Annotated in this window: 18 protein-coding genes; 1 reads left to right on the top strand and 17 read right to left on the bottom strand. The window is 65.0% G+C overall.

Annotated elements, in window-relative coordinates; translation table 11 throughout:
- Window positions 1-5: 5 nt before the first annotated feature.
- The 16 genes from GYK42_RS24865 to ybaK all read right to left on the bottom strand — a co-directional run bounded on the left by GYK42_RS24865 (window position 6) and on the right by ybaK (window position 16,228).
- Window positions 6-1,124, bottom strand: coding sequence for a fatty acid desaturase family protein (locus tag GYK42_RS24865; protein ID WP_346768162.1), 1,119 nt, complete (start codon window positions 1,122-1,124; stop codon window positions 6-8).
- Window positions 1,121-2,236, bottom strand: a complete 1,116-nt coding sequence (locus tag GYK42_RS24870; RefSeq protein WP_166449668.1) for a sterol desaturase family protein — start codon at window positions 2,234-2,236, stop codon at window positions 1,121-1,123. Before GYK42_RS24870 ends, GYK42_RS24865 begins: the two co-directional genes overlap by 4 nt.
- Entirely contained in the window at window positions 2,233-2,856 is a 624-nt protein-coding gene (locus GYK42_RS24875; RefSeq protein WP_166449669.1) for a phosphatase PAP2 family protein, read from the bottom strand. Before GYK42_RS24875 ends, GYK42_RS24870 begins: the two co-directional genes overlap by 4 nt.
- A 14-nt stretch (window positions 2,857-2,870) precedes the next feature.
- Window positions 2,871-4,175, bottom strand: a complete 1,305-nt coding sequence (locus GYK42_RS24880) for a F390 synthetase-related protein (RefSeq protein WP_166449670.1) — start codon at window positions 4,173-4,175, stop codon at window positions 2,871-2,873.
- Complete coding sequence (locus tag GYK42_RS24885; protein WP_166449671.1) at window positions 4,172-5,002, bottom strand: MBL fold metallo-hydrolase; 831 nt, start codon at window positions 5,000-5,002, stop codon at window positions 4,172-4,174. Before GYK42_RS24885 ends, GYK42_RS24880 begins: the two co-directional genes overlap by 4 nt.
- A complete protein-coding gene (locus GYK42_RS24890) occupies window positions 4,995-6,032 on the bottom strand; it encodes an NAD-dependent epimerase/dehydratase family protein (RefSeq protein ID WP_166449672.1) in 1,038 nt (345 codons plus the stop codon). The genes GYK42_RS24885 and GYK42_RS24890 overlap by 8 nt, the downstream gene beginning before the upstream one ends.
- A 10-nt stretch (window positions 6,033-6,042) precedes the next feature.
- The gene (locus GYK42_RS24895; RefSeq protein ID WP_166449673.1) at window positions 6,043-7,023 is read right to left on the bottom strand and encodes a 3-oxoacyl-[acyl-carrier-protein] synthase III C-terminal domain-containing protein; all 981 of its coding nucleotides are present in this window, start codon (window positions 7,021-7,023) and stop codon (window positions 6,043-6,045) included.
- Between the two features lie 49 nt (window positions 7,024-7,072).
- A complete protein-coding gene (locus GYK42_RS24900) occupies window positions 7,073-7,981 on the bottom strand; it encodes an ion transporter (RefSeq protein ID WP_166449674.1) in 909 nt (302 codons plus the stop codon).
- 80 nt (window positions 7,982-8,061) lie between these two features.
- Window positions 8,062-9,813 (bottom strand): cation:proton antiporter, encoded by a 1,752-nt coding sequence (locus GYK42_RS24905; RefSeq protein ID WP_166449675.1) that lies wholly within the window; start codon window positions 9,811-9,813, stop codon window positions 8,062-8,064.
- 110 nt (window positions 9,814-9,923) lie between these two features.
- Window positions 9,924-11,156: a metal-dependent hydrolase gene (locus tag GYK42_RS24910; protein WP_166449676.1), complete on the bottom strand. Its 1,233-nt coding sequence runs from the start codon at window positions 11,154-11,156 to the stop codon at window positions 9,924-9,926.
- A 53-nt stretch (window positions 11,157-11,209) separates the two neighbouring features.
- Entirely contained in the window at window positions 11,210-12,871 is a 1,662-nt protein-coding gene (locus GYK42_RS24915) for a GDYXXLXY domain-containing protein (RefSeq protein WP_166449677.1), read from the bottom strand.
- Window positions 12,868-13,833 (bottom strand): DUF2157 domain-containing protein, encoded by a 966-nt coding sequence (locus GYK42_RS24920; RefSeq protein WP_166449678.1) that lies wholly within the window; start codon window positions 13,831-13,833, stop codon window positions 12,868-12,870. The genes GYK42_RS24915 and GYK42_RS24920 overlap by 4 nt, the downstream gene beginning before the upstream one ends.
- Window positions 13,834-13,871: 38 nt before the next feature.
- Entirely contained in the window at window positions 13,872-14,162 is a 291-nt protein-coding gene (locus GYK42_RS24925; protein WP_058049836.1) for a DUF427 domain-containing protein, read from the bottom strand.
- Window positions 14,163-14,232: 70 nt separating this feature from the next.
- Window positions 14,233-14,904 (bottom strand): DsbA family oxidoreductase, encoded by a 672-nt coding sequence (locus tag GYK42_RS24930; RefSeq protein WP_166449679.1) that lies wholly within the window; start codon window positions 14,902-14,904, stop codon window positions 14,233-14,235.
- 90 nt (window positions 14,905-14,994) lie between these two features.
- Entirely contained in the window at window positions 14,995-15,639 is a 645-nt protein-coding gene (gene plsY, locus GYK42_RS24935; protein WP_240943804.1) for a glycerol-3-phosphate 1-O-acyltransferase PlsY, read from the bottom strand.
- 97 nt (window positions 15,640-15,736) lie between these two features.
- A complete protein-coding gene (ybaK, locus tag GYK42_RS24940) occupies window positions 15,737-16,228 on the bottom strand; it encodes a Cys-tRNA(Pro) deacylase (RefSeq protein ID WP_058049838.1) in 492 nt (163 codons plus the stop codon).
- Window positions 16,229-16,265: 37 nt separating this feature from the next.
- Between ybaK and GYK42_RS24945 the strand changes: the two genes are divergently transcribed.
- Window positions 16,266-17,228 carry an endonuclease/exonuclease/phosphatase family protein gene (locus GYK42_RS24945; protein WP_166449680.1) on the top strand — a complete coding sequence of 321 codons (963 nt, stop codon included), beginning with the start codon at window positions 16,266-16,268 and terminating at the stop codon, window positions 17,226-17,228.
- Here GYK42_RS24945 and GYK42_RS24950 read toward each other — a convergent pair.
- Window positions 17,225-19,759 (bottom strand): sensor domain-containing protein, encoded by a 2,535-nt coding sequence (locus tag GYK42_RS24950; RefSeq protein ID WP_205711543.1) that lies wholly within the window; start codon window positions 19,757-19,759, stop codon window positions 17,225-17,227. The genes GYK42_RS24945 and GYK42_RS24950 overlap by 4 nt on opposite strands.
- Window positions 19,760-20,064: the final 305 nt, after the last annotated feature.

Here is a 20,064-nt window from a genome sequence, read left to right on the forward strand (position 1 = left end):
ATTCGTCAGGACTTTGCGGGCGGCTGGCCCATGGCGCGCAGGAACTGCTGCTGCGAGGCGTGCAGCTGGCCGTAACCGAGTTCACGGTACACGAGGCCGTGGCGCGGCGCCAGTTCGGCCAGGATGCGCGCCAACGCCGGGTAGTGGCGATGATTCCAGGTGGGGAACAGGTGATGCGTGAGGTGCAGATTCAAGCCGCCCAGCCAGTAACCTAGCCAGCGCAGCGCGCGCGGTTTTGGCGTCCAGTCGCAAGCCGTGTAAAACGTGTGCTGGTACCAGTCGTGCGGCAAGGTGCCGTCCGCGCCCGGCTGGAAGAATTCCACTTCGGCCCAGTGCGTGCCGAGGATCAACGCCACCAGCGCGCACGAGGCGATCATCTGGCCCAGGAAATACGCGCCCAGCACCACGTTCCAGCTTATGCCGTGCTGCTGCAACACCCACATGGGCAGCGCCAGCACCAGCGCCGCGTGGCCCAGCTTCCAGCCGAGGAACGACAGCCAGCCGCGCCAGTCCTGCAAGCGGCTGTGCGCCGCCACGGGCGTCTTGCCGAAGCGGTCCAGCCAGTCGCCATACCAGTTCAGGTACGGCAGCGACAGGGCCGCCACCACGGGCCAGTACAGGTATTGATAGCGGTACTGGGGCGACCAGCGTTGGAACGGCGTCTGGCGCAGGAAGGGGTTCGGTTCCGTGTCGAGGTCATAGCCTTCCACGTTCGCGTACGTGTGATGGAAGTGCACGTGGCGGATGGTCCAGAAATCCGTATCCACGCCCACGGGCAAGCCCACCAGGCGTATCAGCACACGGTTCAGGAAGCCCCGGCGGAAGACAGCGCTGTGGGCTGCATCGTGCAGGGTATTCATGGCCAGCGCCATGGCCGCGACCAGGCAAGCGACGTAGCTGGCGACAAACGGCCAGGTGCTGCCGGCGTTCAAGGCCAGCGCATACAGCACTACCGTCAGCGCGGCCAGGAACACGGTTTTCGCATGCAGGCGCGCGTCGCCGAAGCGGTGCGTTCCTTCGTCCGCCAGGTAGGCGTCGGCGCGGGCGCGCAATTCGCGGCGGAAGGCGGAATCGCGGGCGGGCTGGAAGCGCAGCGGCGGCAACGATGGTACAGGCTGCGTCACGCGCGCGTCCCCGCTGCGGCAGGCCACCACAGGCGGCGCGCGCCTTCGAGGCCATGCGCCAGCAGCGCGGCCAGGAAGACCATGCCCCACACGTCGCGCGCGCCATACCAGCCCAGGTACAGGGCCGGCATGGCCAGCGCGATGGCCACCCAGGCGATGGCGCCCCAGCGGCGCGCATCCGACAAGCCGCCCAGCGCCAGGGTGCCGCCGAAAATCAGTGCGAACAGGATGACCTGCTGCGCGCCGGCCAGCACCGCTTCATGGTTGACGTAATAGATCACGAGGCCAAACAAAATCACGCCGCCAATGCCGATGAACAGCTCGGGCACGTGGAAGGTGCCGCGCGACTGCCAGTGGGGAAAGCGCGCACGCAGCCATTTGAACAATTTCCCGTTGCTGGCCAGCAGCGGGTTGTGCGTGGGTGTCATGCCCTTCACGCCATAGCGCATTTCCACGCCCTCGAGTTCGGGCTGGAAGCTGCCGAACAGCCGGTCCCACAGCAGCAGGGTGCCGCCGAAATTGCGGTTGATGTAGCGTTTGTCCGTGCCGTGGTGCACGCGGTGGTGCGACGGCGTGACCATGAATTTATCGAGGATGCCGGACTTGTTTACCAGCGCATTGTGGTTATAGAACTGCACCGTGTAATGCAGGGACGAGACGACGAGGAAGATTTCCAGCGGCACGCCCAGCACGGCCAGGATGGCGATGAAGGGGAAATTCGTCAGCGACGAATACCAGGAATTGCGCACACCCAGCGACAGGTTGAAATGCTCGCCCTGGTGGTGCACCACGTGCACGGCCCATAGCAAAGGGATTTTATGGTGCAACCGGTGCATCCAGTAAAAGCACAGGTCCCAGGCAAAAAACGCGAATATCCACTGCGCCGCCACGGGCCACTGGTCGACGACGTGCAGGTTCGCATGGCGCAGCAGCAGGGCGAAGGCCGCCACCTCCACGCCGCGGAACACCCACATCAGGATATGGCCGGAATTGAGGTTGAAGATCACGTCCTTCCACGGCACGGGTGTCTTGCGTACCCATTTGAGTATCAGCAGTTCGGCCAGCACGAAGGCCAGCATGATCAGGAACGACAGGGCAAATGGATTCATCATGGTGCGGTTTTGATGGAAACGGCGCGGCGGGCAGCCAAGGATACCTGCATTTTCGCCAGCATGCCGCCAGCGATGCCAACAGCCAGGCCGGCGGCCAGGTCGATGCTCACGTGCCGGCGCAGCGCGATGATGGCGTAGCAGATGGCCGCGCCCAGCACCAGGGCCAGCGCGGAACGAACCAGGTGGCGTTTGTCGCACAAGGCCCACACGCACAGCAAGGTCAGGGCGCCGTGCAGCGACGGCAAACAGTTTTGCGTGGAGTCAAACGACTGCAGCATGCGCAGCGCCTGCGTGCTCCACGCGCCGCCCTCGCCCACGGGCGGGTAGGCGAGCGTGGTCGGATACAGCAGGAAGACCACGCCGCACAGGACGGCGGAAAGCGCCATGGCGCGCGCCAGCCAGCGCACGCGAGCCGCATCGGCCGCCAGGTAGGCGTAGGGGATCAGGATGAAGAAGGACAGGTACAGCCAGATGGCAGAGTCGCTATAGGGAATGGCGCGGTCGATGGCCGTTTCGGGCAGCAGTGCCCCCTGCCCTTGCAGCAAATCGCTGGAAAAATACACGAGGCCGACGCTGCCCCAGCCGGCCAGCAGGTGAAGCAGGCGGGAAGTCAGCGTCATGGTGTCTACAGATTTCATGCGGTGGCAAGGCGCCGGATGCGGCGCCGTTTCATGGTGGGGTCAAAAGGTGGCAGTTCGCTGCTCGCCGTCCAGGCCAGGCCGTCGGTGGCCACACCCAGGCCCTGCAGCACCGTGACCAGGTGCGCGCGCAGGGCGGCCAGGCCGGCATCGTCCAGCGCCGCATGCAGCTGTAAGGCGCTATCGCCCGATTGCACCAGGCGGTAATCGGCGTCGGGCGGCAAGGCTTGCGCGAAGGCCCGCGTCAATACGTCGGCAAACACGGCGACCGGTGCGCCGCCTTGTGCGGATGGCAACGGTGGCAAGAGCAGCATATCGTCGCAGCGCCCTTCGATGCCATCGATGGCGCGCGTGGCGCGGCCGCACGGGCATGGCGTGGCGCGCGCGAGCAGGATGTCGTCCAGGCGGTAGCGCACGATGGGTTGCGTGATGCGCGTAAAGTCGGTAATAACCGGCACGAAGCGCCGCTGCTCACCATCGAGCCACTGCGGCTCGATGTGCACATACTCTTCGTTCAAATGCAGCACGCCATGTTCGCAGCTGCTGGCAAGGAAACCTTCCGTGGCCTGGTAGATTTCATGCACGGCGCCAAATGCCTGCACGATCAGCGCGCGGTCCTGCGGCTCCAGCACTTCGGCGACCGAAATGACTTTTTCCGGCGCCAGCGCCAGGCTGCCGTCGATCACGCGCAAGGCCAGCTGGCGCAGCACCTGGGCCGGCGCGACGATGACGGACGGCCGGTATTGCGCCAGCCGCGCGCACAGCGAATCGAACGGTTCGAACAGATCGTAAAAAGCAAAGGTCAGCCAAGGCGAACGCACGGCCGTGTACAGATTGCTGTTCGCGCGCAGGAACAGCGCGACCCGTTCGCCGGAGAACAGGCCGTCGGGCAGCGCCTTGGCCAGCATCACGCCCGCCCATTGGGCTTTTTCGCGGGGGCTGACGGTAAACACGGCGCGTCGCGACGAGGTGCCCGACGACAGGCCCACCGTGATGTCGCCGACAGCCGGCGTGAAGTCGCGGCTATGCTCGGCCGCCATGGCCGCGTCCATCGCCTGCGCCAACGTGATTCCTGCTGTGTTCATGGCATCGAAATGCTCGAGCATCAGCGCCTTGTTCATCGTCGGCCACTGCGCCAGCGGCAGCTTGCGGTATGGGGCAAAGTAGCGGCTACGCGCGCACAGCGTGTCGATAAAGCGGGCCAGTTGCCGCTGCTGATAGGCGTCGAGCTGGGCGCGATCCGCAAAGCGCAAGCGGCGCGTGCGCCAGTACGACAGCAACAGCCAGAAAATACGCTTCACGTGCGGCCCGCCACGGCAATGTAGTCAACCGTGTCTTCATGCGTGATGCGTATCTGCGCATTGCCCGACCGGTGCAACTGGTGCAGGCGGTTCAGGGTTTCATAGTACGGCGCGCGCTTGTGCTGGATGATGAACGACAGTTCAGACGGTCCACGCAGTTGCTGGAAGCTTTCCGGCACCCAGGCCGCATCCGACGCCAGCAAGGTCCAGCCGCTATCCTGCAGCACGAAGGCACCCAGATGGCCGATGGCGTGGCCGGGCAAGTCGACGATGTAGATCTCGCCCGTGCCGCTGACGTCGCGCCCGTGCGTAAATGGCAGCAGGGCCGCCGGCAAGGCCGTCTCTGGCACGCTTTCCACGAAATCCAGGCGGTCGGCGATATCGTTCGGCAGCAGCTCGGGCACGAAGGCCTGGCGCACGGCGGCCACCCCGGACAGTCCCCGCACGGCGTCCCAGCCCGTTTTCGAGGCCATCAGGCGCGCGCCGGGAAAGTCGCGCAGGCCGGCGATATGGTCGGCGTGAAAGTGCGACAGCAGCAGGGTGTGGATGTCGCCGGGCGACACGCCATGCGCGCGCAGCTGCCCCTGCAGCGACTCGTTCTCGTCGAAGAAAATCGGCGTCACCCACGCATACATGCGGTACACGCCTTTCGACGTGGCGGCGCGGAAGTGCTCGGCGTAACCGGTATCCCACAGGTACAGGCTAGAGCGCGTCTCGATCAGGTAGGCGCGCGAGGGGAAGCAGCGGCTGGCCAGCCCGCTGCCTTTCAGGACCATGCACGATGGATGGGTACAGTGGCCAACGCGAAACGCGGTAATCCTAGCCATTGCGCTCCTTGCCCACCTTGTGCGCCGCCGCTTCCTGGCGCATCCACTGCGCCGTCAGGGCGATGCCTTCCTGCAGGCTGACGATGGGGCGGTAACCGAGCACCTTGCGCGCCTTGGCGTTATCGAGCGTCATGTCGAAACTGAGCGCGCCGATGCTGTAAGGCGTCAGCGATGGCTCGCGGCGGGTAAAACGAGAGGCGAACTGCATCAGGCGCGCGACCACCGCCAGCACGCGGTAAGACACGCTGACGATCTCGAACGGCTGCTGGAGATGGTCGCAAAACAGGGTGCGCAAGATGTCGCACAGGCGCGCCGGCTCGCCATTCGTGATGTTGAAGGCGGCGCCCGAAGCGATGGTCTTGTGCACGGTGGCCAGCCACATCGCATGCACGACGTTGTCGACATAGGTGACGTCGATGGTAGCCGTGCCGCCATTGGGCAGCGGCAGCTTGCCGCCGCGCTCCTGCAGCACCCTCGCCAGGCGCGGGATCAGCACCTGGTCGTGCGGGCCGAAGATGGCGCGCGGGCGCAGGATCACGCACGTCATGCCGCGCTGGCGGTCGACGCACTCCTGCACCAGTTTTTCCGCCATCGCCTTGCTGCGCGCATACGCGTTGACGAAGGCGTCGGGGCGGAAGGTTTCCGGCACCTCGTAGCGGTTGTGGTAGTCGAAATAGATGGCGGGGGTGGAGATGTGCACGAAGCGCGCCACGTGCAGGCTGGCGGCCGCGCGCAGCAACTGGGCCGTGGCCGTGACGTTGGCGGCGATGAAGTCGCGCTCCGCGCCCCAGGGCGACGACAGCGCGGCGCAGTGCCAGACCGTGTCCATGCCGCGCACCAGTTCGTCGACCTGGCGCGGCGTGGCTTGCGCCAGATCGAGCGCGACGAATTGCGCACCCATGCGTTCGAGTTCGCGGCCCACGGCAGCGTTGCGGCCCGTGGCGCGCACTTCCACGCCCTGCGCCAGCAGGGTGCGCACGGCATTGCGCCCCAGCCCGCCCGTCGCTCCCGTGACCAGAATCCGCCTCATCACACCACCTTCACAGGTCAAGAATCATGCCGCCGATGGTCAAGCCAGCGGCCGTGCCCATCATCAGCAAACGCTGGCCTGCCACGGCCCGCCCCGTCATCACCGCCTCGTGCAGGGCGGTGGGCAAGGACGCGGCCACCTGATTGCCATGCGTTTCAAAGATCTTGATGATTTTAGCATCGGGAACGTCGAGGATGCGCGCCGCATGCGCGAGGCCCAGCGGGCTGGCCTGGTGCGGCACGACCACGTCGATCTTTTCCAGTCCCGCGCCCGATTCCTGCATCAGTTCCGTCAGGAAGTCCGGCATCACCTTGACGGCCAGGCGAAACACGGCCTTGCCATCCATGCGGAACAGGTAGTCGCCCGGTTCGCAGCCGTTGCGCGGGTTGCGCTCGGTGCCGCCGCCGCGAATTTCGCAGTAGCGCCGCCCTTCCGGATACGTGCCCATCTTGTAGGCGCGGATGCCGGCGCTGCCGTCGCCCCGCTCGACGATGACGGCGGCGGCGCCGTCGCCAAAGATCATCGACGCTTCCGGCTCGCTCCAGTCGACGCCACGCGAGGCGAGGTCCGACGAGACGATGGCGATGCGCCGGTAGGCGCCGCCGGCCAGCATGGACGCGGCCACGCGGAAAGCGGCCATGAAGCTGAGGCAACTGGCGTTGACGTCGAAGCTTTGCGTGCCTGGCGGCAAGCCCGCATGGTCGGCCACGAAGCAGGCCGTATTCGGCAACGCCTGCTCGGGCACGCCGCAGGCGCAGATCAGCAAGTCGATATCGGCCGGACGCAGGCTGGCATTCTTCAGCGCATCGAGCAGGGCGGCGGCGCCCAGCTGGCTTTGCGATTCGTCGGGCGCGGCGACAAAGCGCGACAGCACGCCGCTCTTGCGCAGGGTATAGCCGGCCGGATGGCCCAGTTTCAGGTCCAGGCTCTCGGAGGTAACGCTGTGCGACGGTACGGCTTTGCCCGTCGCGATCAGGCGAACTGGAATCATGTCAGCCTTAAAAAAGTAAAGTAAATACGGTTGATGAAGGGTTGATGCGCTAATCGCGTGCCAACGGCGGCAATGCAACACCGCAGTTCTTGCAGAAGTTGGCATCGTCATCGAGCCCTTCTTTCAGGCACGTGGGGCAGGTACGCGTGGTGACCAGCTTGGAGCTGCGCTGTACCGTCATCTCGGCGCTGATAATGCCGGTAGGCACTGCCAGGATGCCCCAGCCCAGCAGCATCATCAGCGAGGCGATGGTGCGCCCGATGTCGGTCTTCGGCGTGATATCGCCGAAACCGACCGTGGTCATGGTGCTGATGGCCCAGTATATCGACGTGGGGATACTGCTGAAGCCGTTTTCCGGCCCTTCCACGACGTACATCACCGTGCCCAGCAGAAAGACCACCATCATGACGAACGATAAAAAAATGAGGATCTTGCGCCGGCTGGCCAGCAAGGCCCGCCCCAGCACCGTATATTCATGCACATAGGACGTGAGCTTGAGGATACGGAACATGCGCAGCAGGCGCAAAATGCGCACGTCGATCAGCACGTGCGCGCCCGGCAGCAGCAAGCCGATGTAGGTCGGCACGATGGCCAGCAAGTCGATAATGCCGAAAAAACTCTTGGCGTAGCGCACCGGATGCTGCAGGCACGCCAGGCGGGCGAAATATTCGATGGTAAATAAAATGGTGAAAAACCATTCCAGCGCCGTCAGCCAGGTGCCATAGCGCTCGGCCACGGAGGCGACACTGCTGAGCACGACCACCGTCACACTGATCAGGATGGCGGCGATCAGCAGCAAATCGAAGGCGCGTCCCGTGCGCGTTTCCGCCTCGAAGATGACGGTGTACACCCGCTCGCGCCAGCCCCGCTCGGGCTTGCCATATTTTTGCTGCGTTTCCTGCGCCGCCAGCTGCTGCGGCGTCAAGGGCGCCGCTCCGCTCTTCGTCGCGGCTTTCATGTGGTTGATGTGCTCATATACTATTATTGTATAGATAATTGACAAAGCACGGCGACACGCACTGTTGCGCTACGGCAGCACTACGACAGCTTTTTCGCCAGCAGCACGGCATTGCGCCGGTCGCGCTCTGCTTGCACGATGTCCGTCGTACGCGCTTCCGACAGGCCCACCGTGTGCAGCACGGTGGCCGTCAGCTGCAGCGCCGATTCCAGCGCCTCGGGCACGACCAGGGTGGCGCCCGCCTGTATCAAGGCCACCGCATGGGCCTCGTCGCGGGCGCGCGCATACACGGGCAGCTGCGGATATTCGCGGCGGATCGATTTCACGGCGTGCAGCACGGAGGCCGCATGGTCCATCGTCAGCACGACGGCGGCAGCCCGGTCCGCATTCACCTTTTGCAACAGTTCCGCGCGCGACGCATCGCCGAAATACACGGGGAAACCGCGCGGATGCAGGGTCGTCACCAGGCGCGCATCGTTTTCAATCGCCACATAGGCAATATCCTGCTCCGTCAGCACCTTGGCCAGCAACTGCCCCACCCGGCCGAAACCGGCGATGATGACGGTGCTGCCCTGCGGCGGCAGCGCGCCATGCGCCAGGTCGGCCAGTTGATGGTGGTGGCGCTGTTCCCACCAGTTACCGAACGCGCGCGCCGCCTTGGCCAGCGCCGGCGTGGCAAACAGGCTCAGGCCCACCACCAGCATGACGAACTGTGCCACCTGCGGACCGATCAATTTCGTGCCCAGCGCATACGCGACGACGATGAAGGCGAATTCGCCACCCTGCCCCAGCAGCACGCCCGTTTCCACGGCGCGCCCCCAGTGAAAGCCGCCGATGCGGAAAATCACGCTGATGACGAGGGTCTTCAGCGCAAACAGGCTCAGCACGGCCAAGGGAATCAGGACCGGCGACTTGAGGATTTCGCGCACGTCGATCTGCATGCCCACGGACATGAAGAACAGGCCCATCAGCAAGCCCTTGAAGGGCTCGATCGTCACCTCCACTTCGTGGCGGAATTCCGTTTCCGCCAGCAGCAGGCCAGCCAGCAAGGCGCCCAGCGCCATCGACAGGCCCGCCAGATACGTCAGGCCCGCAATGCCCAAGGTGCTGAGCAAGGTCAGGGCCATGAACACGTCGGGCTGGTGCTTCTTGACGAAAAACTGGAACAGGGGGCGGATGACCCTGCGGCCCAGCAGATAGATCAGCAGGATGGCGCCCGCCGATTTCACGGCCGCAAAGCTGAGCAGATACGCCAGGTCGTCGCTGCGCCCGCTGGCGAACACGTCGATCAGGATGAACAGCGGCACCACCATCAAATCCTGGAACATCAAGATGGAAAAGCCCGCCTGCCCGCTTGGGGTCTGCAGGGAACGCTGGTCGGTCAGCAACTGCATCACGACGGCCGTCGACGACAGCGACAGCACCAGGCCCAGCACGATGGACGCTTCCAGCGACAGGCCAAAGTAATACGCGACACCGCCGATCAGGCAGGCGCTGACGGCCACCTGTCCCACGCCTGCGCCGAACACCCAGCGCCGCAGCGCCCACAGTCGTTCCGTCGACAGTTCCAGGCCGATCATGAACATCAGGAACATCACGCCCAGCTCGGCCAGGCCGCTCACCTGCTCGGCGCGCACGAACGAAAAATACGTGAGCCACGTGAAGTCGCCCGCCCACAGGCCGAAGCCAAACGGGCCGAACAGGGCGCCTACGGCCAGGAAGCCGAGCACTTGGTTGACCTTCAGGCGTTGCAATAGCGGAATAAAAATCCCGGCCAGAGCGAGAAACAGCAGGGTTTCTCGCAAATACGGTAAGGCGTGCTGCTCTTCCAAGATAATCCTAACTTAATGATATTCATGCCGAATTGGCAATTATCGCATGCTGGGCCGTGGCAAACAGGCGCACACGCGATATTTTTGCCCAGGAGCAATACATTCGCTCCCTATTTCGGCGGCGCCAACATGTCGGCACGGGGGCGGTCCCAGCCCGGCACGTAGGCGGGACATGGCCGGCTGCGGAACTGTTGCAGCTCTACGGTCGTGAAATTGGGCTGCATGCCGGGATTGAAACGCACGTCCGTCAGCTTGTCCGCATTCAACCTGGGCATGCGGGCAAAGCGGAACCAGGCATCGACATAGCAATTGTCTTCCTGCAAGGCCCGCAAGGCCGCCAGGCTGCCCGCCGCCTGGGCGGAGACGGCGATGCCGGGCGCCAGTTGCTGGCCCTGCTTGCCCGTCTCGGCCAGCCCCGCCGGGCAGGCGGCGGGCGCCAGCGATGCGGGCAGCAGGCTCAGGGTGCCGCGCCGCAGGGTGTACACGTCCGTCTTGCTGTCGAGCGAAACATAGATCCAGCACAGGGGGTTGCTGGGAAACGCCGTCATGACCACGTCCCACACGCGTGTGCCGGGGTCCAGGCGCTGCACGGCCGCCTCGATACGCGTACGGCCGAGGGCCGACGCCACGCCCTGCGTGCCAATAAACGTGGCGGCCAGCGCGAAGGCCAGCAGCAACGGCCCGCGTCCCCGCTCGCCGGCGCGCCCTTGCAGCACGGCCAGGATCGCGCCCAGTCCCAGCAGCACGGCCAGCGAGGCGGGCGCCAAGTAGGTTTTATAGGTGAAGAAACACAGGGCCGCAGCCAGCCCCGTCAGCAGCACGCTTTTGACGATGCCGTAGCGCAAGGACATGATCACGGGCACTCCCAGCAGCACCCAGAACATCGGTTCGACAATGAAGACCATGTCGCCATACAGCCAGCGGCTGTCAAACGGATAAAACGGGTGCAAGCCGTAGGAATTGAGGAAATCCATACCCATGTGCAAGCAGAATCCCAGCAGCAGACAAGCGGCCAGGCCGATGCGGGCGGGCACGCTTTCCTTGAGCAGCCGGCGCGCGCCCGGCCATAGCAGCCACAGCAATGCCAGCAAGACCAGCGCCTGCGGCAAGGCCAGCAGCAAGGTATGTGTGTGGCCACGGTGGTGCAGCATGTAGCCGAACGGGCGCGGCAACAGCCGGGTCAGTACCAGATCGAGGTCGGGCGCGTTGCTGGCAAACCATGCCGAAAATAGAAACAGCGCGCGCCGGGTGCGCTGTGCGGGGGCTTGCGGCTCGGGCGGCAGGCTGCGGTGTACCAGTTCGCCGACCCCGAGGCCGATGACCGAATGCGTAATATTATCCATCGGGCAATTTTACAGGATGCCCGCCCCGGCGCGCTTTTGCGCTGTTACTTGCGCTACAGCTTTTCCAGTTCCGGGCCGCGCATGCCCACCAGCAAGGCGCGGCCATCGGGCAGCACGCGAAATTCGCCATAGCGGGCCTTTTCCCAGCGCGCCGCCTCGCCTTCCTTGAAGAACCACGCATCGCTGACCAGCACCCAGTTCCCATCCTTGGGCGTCAGCTCGAGCAGGAATTCGCCGGGCGCCAGCGCTTCCTTGGTATAGGGGCGCAGCAGTTCCGCCACGCCGCGCGCATCGCGCCTGGCCACGACGAGGGGCCGGCCAGGCGCCCTGTTCACGCTGGCCAAAGTCGAGAGGACGCCGAGGTTGACGAAATTGAGGCGCATGTAGTCGCCTTGCATCAGCGAGCGGGGATCGACGGGTTCCAGCGCCACGAAGACAGCTTCTCCTTTTGTAATCAGCTGCTCTTTTTGCCAGATGCCGCCATTGGCGACCAGCAACACCAGCAGCAAGCCGCCCAGCACGCCCAGGCGCACGGCGCGGCGCTCAAGGACCACGCCCGCCGGTTTGCTTTCCACCAGGTGCAGCACGGCGCCGCGCGTGGCCAGCCACGACAGCGCACACAGCACGGCGCCCGCTATCGCCAGCAGCGCCGCCTTGCTGGCCAGCGGCCAGGCCAGCTGGTAATAAAAGCTGCCGATGATCCACGCCGCCGCCAGCACAGCCGCCACGGCCACGCGCGAGCGCCCGCTCGTCACGCAATACGCAAGGATCAGCAGCACGGGCCCCAGCGCCGGCATGAACCAGGACAGCACGATCAACACCAGCGCCACGCCGATGGCGGGCAACTGGCGCAATGCGGGCCAGCGCCATCCCGTCCAGGCGGCGGCCGCCGCGGCCAGCACGAGCGACACGCCATTCAAGGCCTGCGCATACCAGGCAATACCCTGGTGCCGCGTCACTTCGCGCGCCACTTCGCCGGCAAAGCCACCGCCCAACGCGCCGCCCAGCATGAAGGTCATGCCAGACCAGAAGACCAGCCCCAGCAGGATCGCCAGCACCCAGCCCGTCGACAGCGATTCCAGGAAGGCGGCGACGGGCGCGCCGCGGCCGTCGTTGAAGGCTTGCTTCTGCAGCCAGTGGGCGGCCAGCCAGAAGGCCAGGGCCAGCATCCAGGCGAAATACAGTTCCGTGGGATCGTTCTCGAAAATCCAGTCGCGCGTGCTATCGACGATACCCAGCCCCAGCAAGCCGCAGGCGACCAGTCCCAGCAGCACACGCAGCCAGTCGCGCGGCAAGGCGGCGGCCACCACCAGGCATGCCAGGCACAGCATCAATGACGCCGTCTGCGTGGAATAGTCGCGGTACAGGGCATAGCCAAGCAAGCCGCCGCCCACGAGCAGGCAGGGCACGGCCAGTTGCTCGACAAACAGCGCCACGCCGCGCGTGCGGATCAGCAGCACGGCCACCACCAGCACGATGGCGGCCACGACATACGCGCCGGGACCGTGGCGCACGACGCTTTCCAGGCCCACGCCCAGCGCAATCATCAGGGGGATGGCGGCCAGCCAGGCGCCGAAGGCCGTCATCAGCACCAGCGGCCACGGCCGTACATCCTGCACGGGACGGGTAGCGTTCGGCGGCAACAGGCCGGCGCGCGTGGCGTCGTCGATCAGGGTGGCGAGCGCATCGGCTCGTCGAGTATTCAGATTGCTCATGCCGCCTCCCGCCGCGTGCGCCACAGTATGCCTTGCACGGTCAGCGCCAGCAGCACGGCGGCCAGCAAGCCCAGCATGACCAGCGCGCCGATGCCATCGCCACCGCTACCGCCGCTGAGCAACAGACGCGCCAGGCCGCCCACCAGCAAGGTGTTCAGGCCCAGCGCGACGGCGCTCAGGCCGAAGACGTCAAAATAGCGGCGCGTGGACAGCAGGACGCCGGCGACAGCCAGCAAGCCCAGCCCGGCCCAGTACGGCGATTCGAGCTCGCTGCCGAACAGGGCGCTGACGGCCGTGCCCGTGATGAGGATGGTGGCCAGCACCAGGCCCAGGCGCAAGGCCCAGTTGCCCGCGCCCGTCCAGCGCGCCAGCAAGGGCGAGACAAACGCGCACGCTGCCAGCACGACCAGCCAGCCGCTGACGAAAATGGAGAGATCAGCTGAATCGATGCGCCAGCTGTTGTGCGCATGCGCCTGCATCCACAGGGCGGCCGCCGTGGCCAGCACCAGCATCCACGGCGTCCACAGCACGTCGCTGCGCGCGACCAGACACAGCGGCAAGGCCAGCACGGCCCACAGGGCGAACAGCTGCCACGGATCGGCACCCGTCTGGTACGTCTGGCCAAAGTAAGCGAACAGGCCGCCGATGGCCAGCAAGGCCAGCAGCAGCAAAGGAACTCTCGCCTTGGGCACGGCAAATGCGCCCACGCAGGCGGCGGCAAACACCCCTTGCAGCAAGGCAAAGCGGCCCATGCGGCCGAAGTCTTCCCAGTTGGCGGCCACCCAGCAGATCAGACCCATGCCCAGCAACGCGGCGCCCAGCACGGCCACGCCGCGCGGCAGCCAGTGGGCCAGGCGCGCCGGTTCGCGCTGGAAACCGGCCACTTCCTGCAACTGCCGGGTTTGTTGGGCATCGAGCGCATGGGTCGAGGCGAGTTGGTACACGGCGAGGCGTAAATCCATCGTCTGCTTTCTATTGATTTTAGTATGGGAAGAAAGTGTCAGCGCTCGACGCTGACGCCGCGCCAGAAGGCGACGTGGCCGGCAATTTGCTTGGCGGCATCCTTGGGCTGGGGGTAATACCAGGCCGCGTTGGCATTGACCTGGCCGTCGACGACGACGTCGTAATAGCTGGCCGTGCCCTTCCACGGGCAGACGCTCGTGTGGCTGCTGGGACGCAGGTAGTCCTGCGTCACCTTTGACAAAGGAAAATATACATTGTTTTCAACGACTTGCACCTGCGCATCGGTAGCTTGCGCGATGACGGCGCCATTCCAGCTGGCTGTTGGCATTTGACTATCCTCCTTCTGCGCCGAGTGTAGCGCAAAAAGTCCGCCATGGCGCGCGCCATTGGCGCCCGGTTCAAGCGCCCGCGATGATCTGGCGCAAGGCTTGCTCGAACACTTCAGGCGGCTGGCCGCCGGAAATCAGGTGGCGCTCGTTGATGATGACGGCCGGCACCGAGTTGATGCCGTTCTGCTGGTAGAACTGCTCTTGCGCACGCACCTCGTCCGCATAGGCGTTCGATGTCAGCACTTCGGCCGCTTTGACGGTGTCCAACCCCACCTTGCCGGCCACGGCCAGCAGCACCTCGTGCGACGACGGATCCTGCCCTTGCGTGAAGTAGGCGTCGAACAGCGCCATCTTGAGTTCCTTCTGGCGCCCTTCCAGAGCGGCCCAGTGCAGCAGACGGTGGGCGTCAAAGGTGTTGTAGATGCGACCGCGCTTGTCCATGGCGAAGGTAAAGCCCAGTTGTTCGCCGCGCGCGCGGATGGCTTCGCGCGACTGCGCCATCTGTTCTTCGGTGGAACCGTATTTGCGGGCGATGTGTTCGCCGATATCTTCGCCTTCGGGCGGCATGTTGGCATTCAGCTCGAAAGGCTGGAAGTGGATGTCGGCCTGGACGGTGCCGTCCAGTTTGGCCAAGGCTTGTTCCAGCGATTTCAGGCCCACCACGCACCAGGGGCAGGAAACGTCGGAAACGAAATCGATACGGACGGGAGTGGGTGTGGCGGAGGAGGTTGAAACAGTCATGGTGGGCAGCCTTTGCGCGAGTCGGTGGCGGCCGCACCGTGCGGCGCCGCAAGCACAGCATATGCGTGCGGCGCGCGGGAAATCAAGCGCTTACTTCTTCTTGACGGGCGCCTTGGCCGCATCTTTCTTGCCGCCGATCTTGCTTTCCTTGCCGGATAGCAAGTTCGCGATATTCTGGCTGTGGCGGTAAGCGAGCAGCACGCTCATGACGATGACGGCCAGCAAGATGGGATCGACGCCGAACAGCAGGCCATAGTAAAACGGCGCGAACAGGGCCGCCACCAGGGCTGCCAGCGAGGAATAGCGAAACGCGTAGGCAATGATCAGCCAGGTGGCCAGAGTGGCCAGGCCCAGCCATGGATTGATGCCCAGCAGCACGCCAAGGGCCGTGGCCACGCCCTTGCCGCCGACGAAGCGGAAGAACACGGGCCACAAATGGCCGAGGAAGACGGCGATGGCCACCAGGGCCACGGCCGTGTCGCCCACGCCCAGCGCGCTGGCAAAATGGTCGGCCAGGAAGACGGCCAGCCAGCCCTTGGCGCCGTCGCCCAGCAGGGTCATGATGGCGGCGCCCTTGTTGCCGCTGCGCAGCACGTTCGTGGCGCCGGGATTTTTCGAGCCATAGGTGCGCGGATCGGCAATGCCGTAGACCTTGCTCATCACCACGGCAAACGATATCGAGCCGAGCAAGTAAGCGGCCACTGTCATTGCCACGGTTGTAATTACTGGATTCATTTCTTCCCTTTATTGTGTTTATTACACCAGCATCGAGGCTGGCGCAGCAGAATATACACCAGCGCCCCGCCTACGGACAGGGCGGGGACTGGTTTTCTTAATCCTGCAAGGCGCACTGCACCGGCTTGGCTTGCAGCAAATCAACAAGCACCTGCGGCGCCAGCGAGACGAGAAAACCGCGCCGCCCGCCATTGATGTAAATGCGAGGCAAGTCCAGGATCGATTGCTCCACGTACACGGGCATGGCCTTCTTCGTGCCGAATGGCGATGTGCCGCCGATCATGTAGCCGGAATGGCGCTGCGCCACTTCGGGCTTGCACGGTTCGACGGACTTGCAGCCGATGCCGCGCGCCAGGTTCTTGGTCGACACCTTGCAATCGCCATGCATGAGCACGATCATCGGCTTGGCCGCCTCGTCCTGCATCACCAGGGTCTTGATCACAGAGTGCTCGGGCACGCCAAGTTCGCGCGCCGACACGCTGGTGCCGCCGTGCTCTTCGTACGGATACGGGTGTTCTTCAAAGGAAACTTGATGCTTGCGCAGCAACTGCGTCGCCTGGGTTTCGGAAATATGCTCTTTTTTAGCCATGCGTGATACGCTGATCGTTCAGTGAGGAGTGCTAATTATGCAGGAAGAAATCCGCTTTGCCACATTCAATGTCTGCAACCTTGCCCCCGCCGGGGCGAAATTGTATGACAACCTGGAACCGTTGAGCCCGGCGCAATACGCAGCCAAGGCGGAGTGGACGGCGCGGCAGATCGACCTGCTTGACGCCGACGTGATCGGTTTCCAGGAAATTTTCTCGCAGGCGGCCCTGCGCGACGTGCTGTCGCGCACGCGCCACTACCGCGAAGCCACCGTGGCCGGCTACGATGCGATGGACTCCGCCGGACGCATGCTGCCCACGGTGGCGCTCGTATCGCGCCTGCCGCTGGCCGGCGCCGGTGTTGCCTGGGCGGATTTTCCGGCAGGCATGAGCGTCTCCGCCGAGGACAACGCCTGCCGCTTCGCCCGCGCGCCCCTGCATGTCCAGGTCATCTTGCCTGGCGGGCAACTCACCGATGTCGTCGTCGTGCATTTGAAATCGCGCCGGCCCGACTACCGCCATGGCGACGGCAACGATGCGGCCAGCTACGCACTGGCCAACCTGCGCTCTCTGCAGCGGCGCGGCGCGGAAGCCGTGGCCCTGCGCGTGCTGGCAAGCGAGCTGGGCCACAGCGGCCGTCCCCGCATCGTGCTGGGCGACTTCAACGACATCGCCAATGCCGTCACCACGGCCATCGTCATGGGCGCAGGCGCCCCGTGCGAAGCAGGCATGGAAATGCGCGCGCGCCTGTACGACGCCAACGCCATCCAGCTGCGCCAGGACGCCCTGCGCCACGTGGGCTACACGAATATCCACGACAGCGCCTACATGACGATCGACCACATCCTCGTCTCCGAACATTTTCATCCTGCCTCGTCGCGCGCCATCGGCGTGCTGCAGGAAGTGACTTATCTCAACGATCATTTGCTGCTGGGCTTGCCGCATGCATCCGACCATGGCCAGGTGCTGGCGCGCATCAAGCTGCTGGGAAACATTGACTAATGTAGCAACCTCGCCAGCGCGCTGCCCTCGACTTGCGCGCTGGCATAGCGCCCCTGGTATTGCTGACAGCCCTGTCCCCGCAGATACGCCAGTTGCTGCGCCGTTTCCACGCCTTCGGCGATCACCGTCAATTGCAGCTCGCGCGCCATGGCGATGATGGTGGCGGCTACGGCCGTATCGGACTGGCCCGCTGCGCCATCGGCTATGGCGGGCAGGAACGAGGGGTCGATCTTGAGTTTATCCACCGGATAATGGCGCAGATTGGCCAGCCGCGAATAGCCGGTGCCGAAGTCGTCGATGGCCAGCCTGGCGCCCAGCGCACGCAGCTGCGCCAGCACGCCGGCCAGGCGCGCGCCGCCCTTCATCAGCAAGGACTCCGTCACTTCCAATTCCAGGCTGGCGGCAGGCAAACCCGACGCGGCCAGCGCATCTTGCACGCTGATTAATAAATTATTGTGCAGGCACTGCGCCGGCGACAGATTCACCGAGACGCGCCAGGCATGGCCCGCATCGTGCCAGGCGCGCGCGCGCAGACAGGCCTGGCGCAGCACCCAGTTGCCAATCGACACCATCAGGCCGCACTCCTCGGCCACGGCGATGAAGCGCTCGGGCCGCAGCAGGCCCAGCTGCGGGTGGCGCCAGCGCAACAGCGCTTCGGCGCCGAGGATCTGCCCGCTGGCAACATCGAGGGCGGGCTGGAACTCGAGCACGAATTCATCGCGGCCCAATGCTTCGCGCAAGTTTTGCTCCAGGCTGGCACGCTCGACGATTTGCGCATTCATCTCGGCATTGAAAAACTGGAAATTGTTGCGCCCGTTCTCCTTGGCGTGGTACATGGCGATGTCGGCGTTGTGCACGAGGGTATCGATGCCGTCGCCATCGCTGGGAAAGATGGCCACGCCGATTGAGGTCGATACATGCAGTTCATAGTCACCCAGCTGGTACACCTGCGTCACGGCATGCAGCAGGCTGGCCGCCACGTGGGCCACCTGGTCGATGCCGCCCACCTCGGCCAGGATGATGACGAACTCGTCGCCGCCATGCCGGCTGACGGTATCGACGCCGCGCACGCAGCGCACCAGGCGCCGCGCCACTTCCTTGAGCAGCAAGTCGCCCACGTGGTGGCCCATGCTGTCATTGATGTGCTTGAAGTGGTCGAGGTCCAGGTACAGGATGGCCAGCATGCTCAGCTTGCGCCGCGCGGCCGCCAGCGCCAGCGACAGCCGGTCCAGCAGCAGCACCCGGTTCGGCAAGTCGGTGAGGAAATCGTGCTCGGCCAGGTGGCGCGTGTGCTCCTCGTTTTTCTTGCGCTCGCTGATGTCGCTGAGGATGGCCAGGTAATTGCTCAATTGCCCCTGCGGGTCGCGGATGGCCGTCAGCGACAGCCAGGCCGGGTAGCGTCCGCCCGCCTTGCGCTGGCCGGCGATGTCGCCTTGCCAATAGCCATTCGCGTCGACTTCATCCCACACGTGGTCGAAAAACGCGGGCGCGTCCGGCTCCACGCCCTGCAGGACGAAGGGTTTGCCCAGCATGTCGTCCAGGCTGTAGCCGCTGATCTCGCTGTACGCGGGATTCATGCTGACGACCCGCTGCTGCGGGTCCATCACGACGATGGCTTCGCGCGCATGCTCGACCACCTGTGCCGACAGGTACAGGGCCCGCTCTGCCAGTTTGCGGGAGGAAATATCGCGGATCACGGCGTAGAACAGGTAGGTATGGTCGAGCGTGACGGACGTGAGCAGCACTTCGCCCCAGAACAGCTGGCCCGTGCACGTCTGGTAGCGCCAGTCATAGCGGCAGTTGCCATCGGCATGGGCTTGCGCCGCCAGCTGCGTGCCGCGCAACGATGACAATGCGCCATCGGGCTGGCGCAAGGGCGAAAAATCGCTGAGGCGGCGCCCCAGCAGCCGTGGCCGGTCTTCGCATCGGAACAGGGCAATGGCGGCCGGATTCGCTTCGGCGACATGCTCGTCGCGCAGCAGCAGGATGGCGTCGGCCGATTTCTCGTACAACTGGCGGAAATTGTCGCCCATCAACAGCAAGGCGCCCTGCGCGGCGCCATCCTGGCCGCCGACCGTGATGTCGACGTCGATGCAGACCACTTGCCGCACACGCCCGGATTGGATGACGGGAAAAACGGTGGAACAGATGCAGCGCGGCGCGGCCCCATCGGCGCCCAGCTTCCACAGGCGCATGCTGCGCGCCTTGCCGCTCTCCCACACGGCCGCCAGTTCGCCGGCAACCTCCTCGTCCATAGTGGCGGCAGCGGGCAGCGCTGCGGCCACCCTGGCCCACGGCTGGCCCAGTACCAGCTCGGCTGCCACGCCATACAGGCGCGCCGCGCCGGCACTCCAGAAACGCACGATGCCGTCGCGGTCGATGCCGCGCATGGCCAGGCCCGGTGCCTGCTCGACGGCGGCAACGATGATGGACAGCAAATCGAGCGCCTTGCCGGCCGCCCCAGCCTGCGGTTCGGCCGCGGCCAGCAAACGGCCCGGCGACGGGGCGGCTCCGGCAATCCGATCAGACATCAGGCCCCCCGTGGCGCGGCCGCGCGGCAACCGGCTGGCGTATGGCCTGTCCGGTGGCGCAACCATCCTGACCATTCTTGCGCGCCGGCGAATCGGCTTCTTGAGGATGCGCAAGCATCGTGACGCGCACGGCGGGCATGCTGGCATTGGTCTCCGGTCGCCGTTTTTTGCATTCCAGCCCCGATTTTGTGCAATCTGTCGCATGGCGATGGCGGCCGGACTTGAATCTTCCTAAAGTGGCAACATGCGCATCGTCGTGAACGGCCGCAGCGGCAGGCGTGCTGTCTGCGGCCGCCACGGTGATG

This window comes from Janthinobacterium lividum, assembly GCF_011601275.1.
GTDB lineage: Bacteria > Pseudomonadota > Gammaproteobacteria > Burkholderiales > Burkholderiaceae_D > Janthinobacterium > Janthinobacterium lividum_E.

Coding starts and splice junctions, on each gene's coding strand:
- GYK42_RS24920 (WP_166449678.1), bottom strand. CDS start 13,833: ATGGATTTACGCCTCGCCGTGTACCAACTCGCCTCGACCCATGCGCTC.
- GYK42_RS24945 (WP_166449680.1), top strand. CDS start 16,266: ATGCAGGAAGAAATCCGCTTTGCCACATTCAATGTCTGCAACCTTGCC.
- GYK42_RS24870 (WP_166449668.1), bottom strand. CDS start 2,236: ATGATGAATCCATTTGCCCTGTCGTTCCTGATCATGCTGGCCTTCGTG.
- GYK42_RS24885 (WP_166449671.1), bottom strand. CDS start 5,002: ATGGCTAGGATTACCGCGTTTCGCGTTGGCCACTGTACCCATCCATCG.
- GYK42_RS24895 (WP_166449673.1), bottom strand. CDS start 7,023: ATGATTCCAGTTCGCCTGATCGCGACGGGCAAAGCCGTACCGTCGCAC.
- GYK42_RS24900 (WP_166449674.1), bottom strand. CDS start 7,981: ATGAAAGCCGCGACGAAGAGCGGAGCGGCGCCCTTGACGCCGCAGCAG.
- GYK42_RS24875 (WP_166449669.1), bottom strand. CDS start 2,856: ATGACGCTGACTTCCCGCCTGCTTCACCTGCTGGCCGGCTGGGGCAGC.
- ybaK (WP_058049838.1), bottom strand. CDS start 16,228: ATGGCTAAAAAAGAGCATATTTCCGAAACCCAGGCGACGCAGTTGCTG.
- GYK42_RS24925 (WP_058049836.1), bottom strand. CDS start 14,162: ATGCCAACAGCCAGCTGGAATGGCGCCGTCATCGCGCAAGCTACCGAT.
- GYK42_RS24890 (WP_166449672.1), bottom strand. CDS start 6,032: ATGAGGCGGATTCTGGTCACGGGAGCGACGGGCGGGCTGGGGCGCAAT.
- GYK42_RS24910 (WP_166449676.1), bottom strand. CDS start 11,156: ATGGATAATATTACGCATTCGGTCATCGGCCTCGGGGTCGGCGAACTG.
- GYK42_RS24930 (WP_166449679.1), bottom strand. CDS start 14,904: ATGACTGTTTCAACCTCCTCCGCCACACCCACTCCCGTCCGTATCGAT.
- GYK42_RS24915 (WP_166449677.1), bottom strand. CDS start 12,871: ATGAGCAATCTGAATACTCGACGAGCCGATGCGCTCGCCACCCTGATC.
- plsY (WP_240943804.1), bottom strand. CDS start 15,639: ATGAATCCAGTAATTACAACCGTGGCAATGACAGTGGCCGCTTACTTG.
- GYK42_RS24950 (WP_205711543.1), bottom strand. CDS start 19,759: ATGTCTGATCGGATTGCCGGAGCCGCCCCGTCGCCGGGCCGTTTGCTG.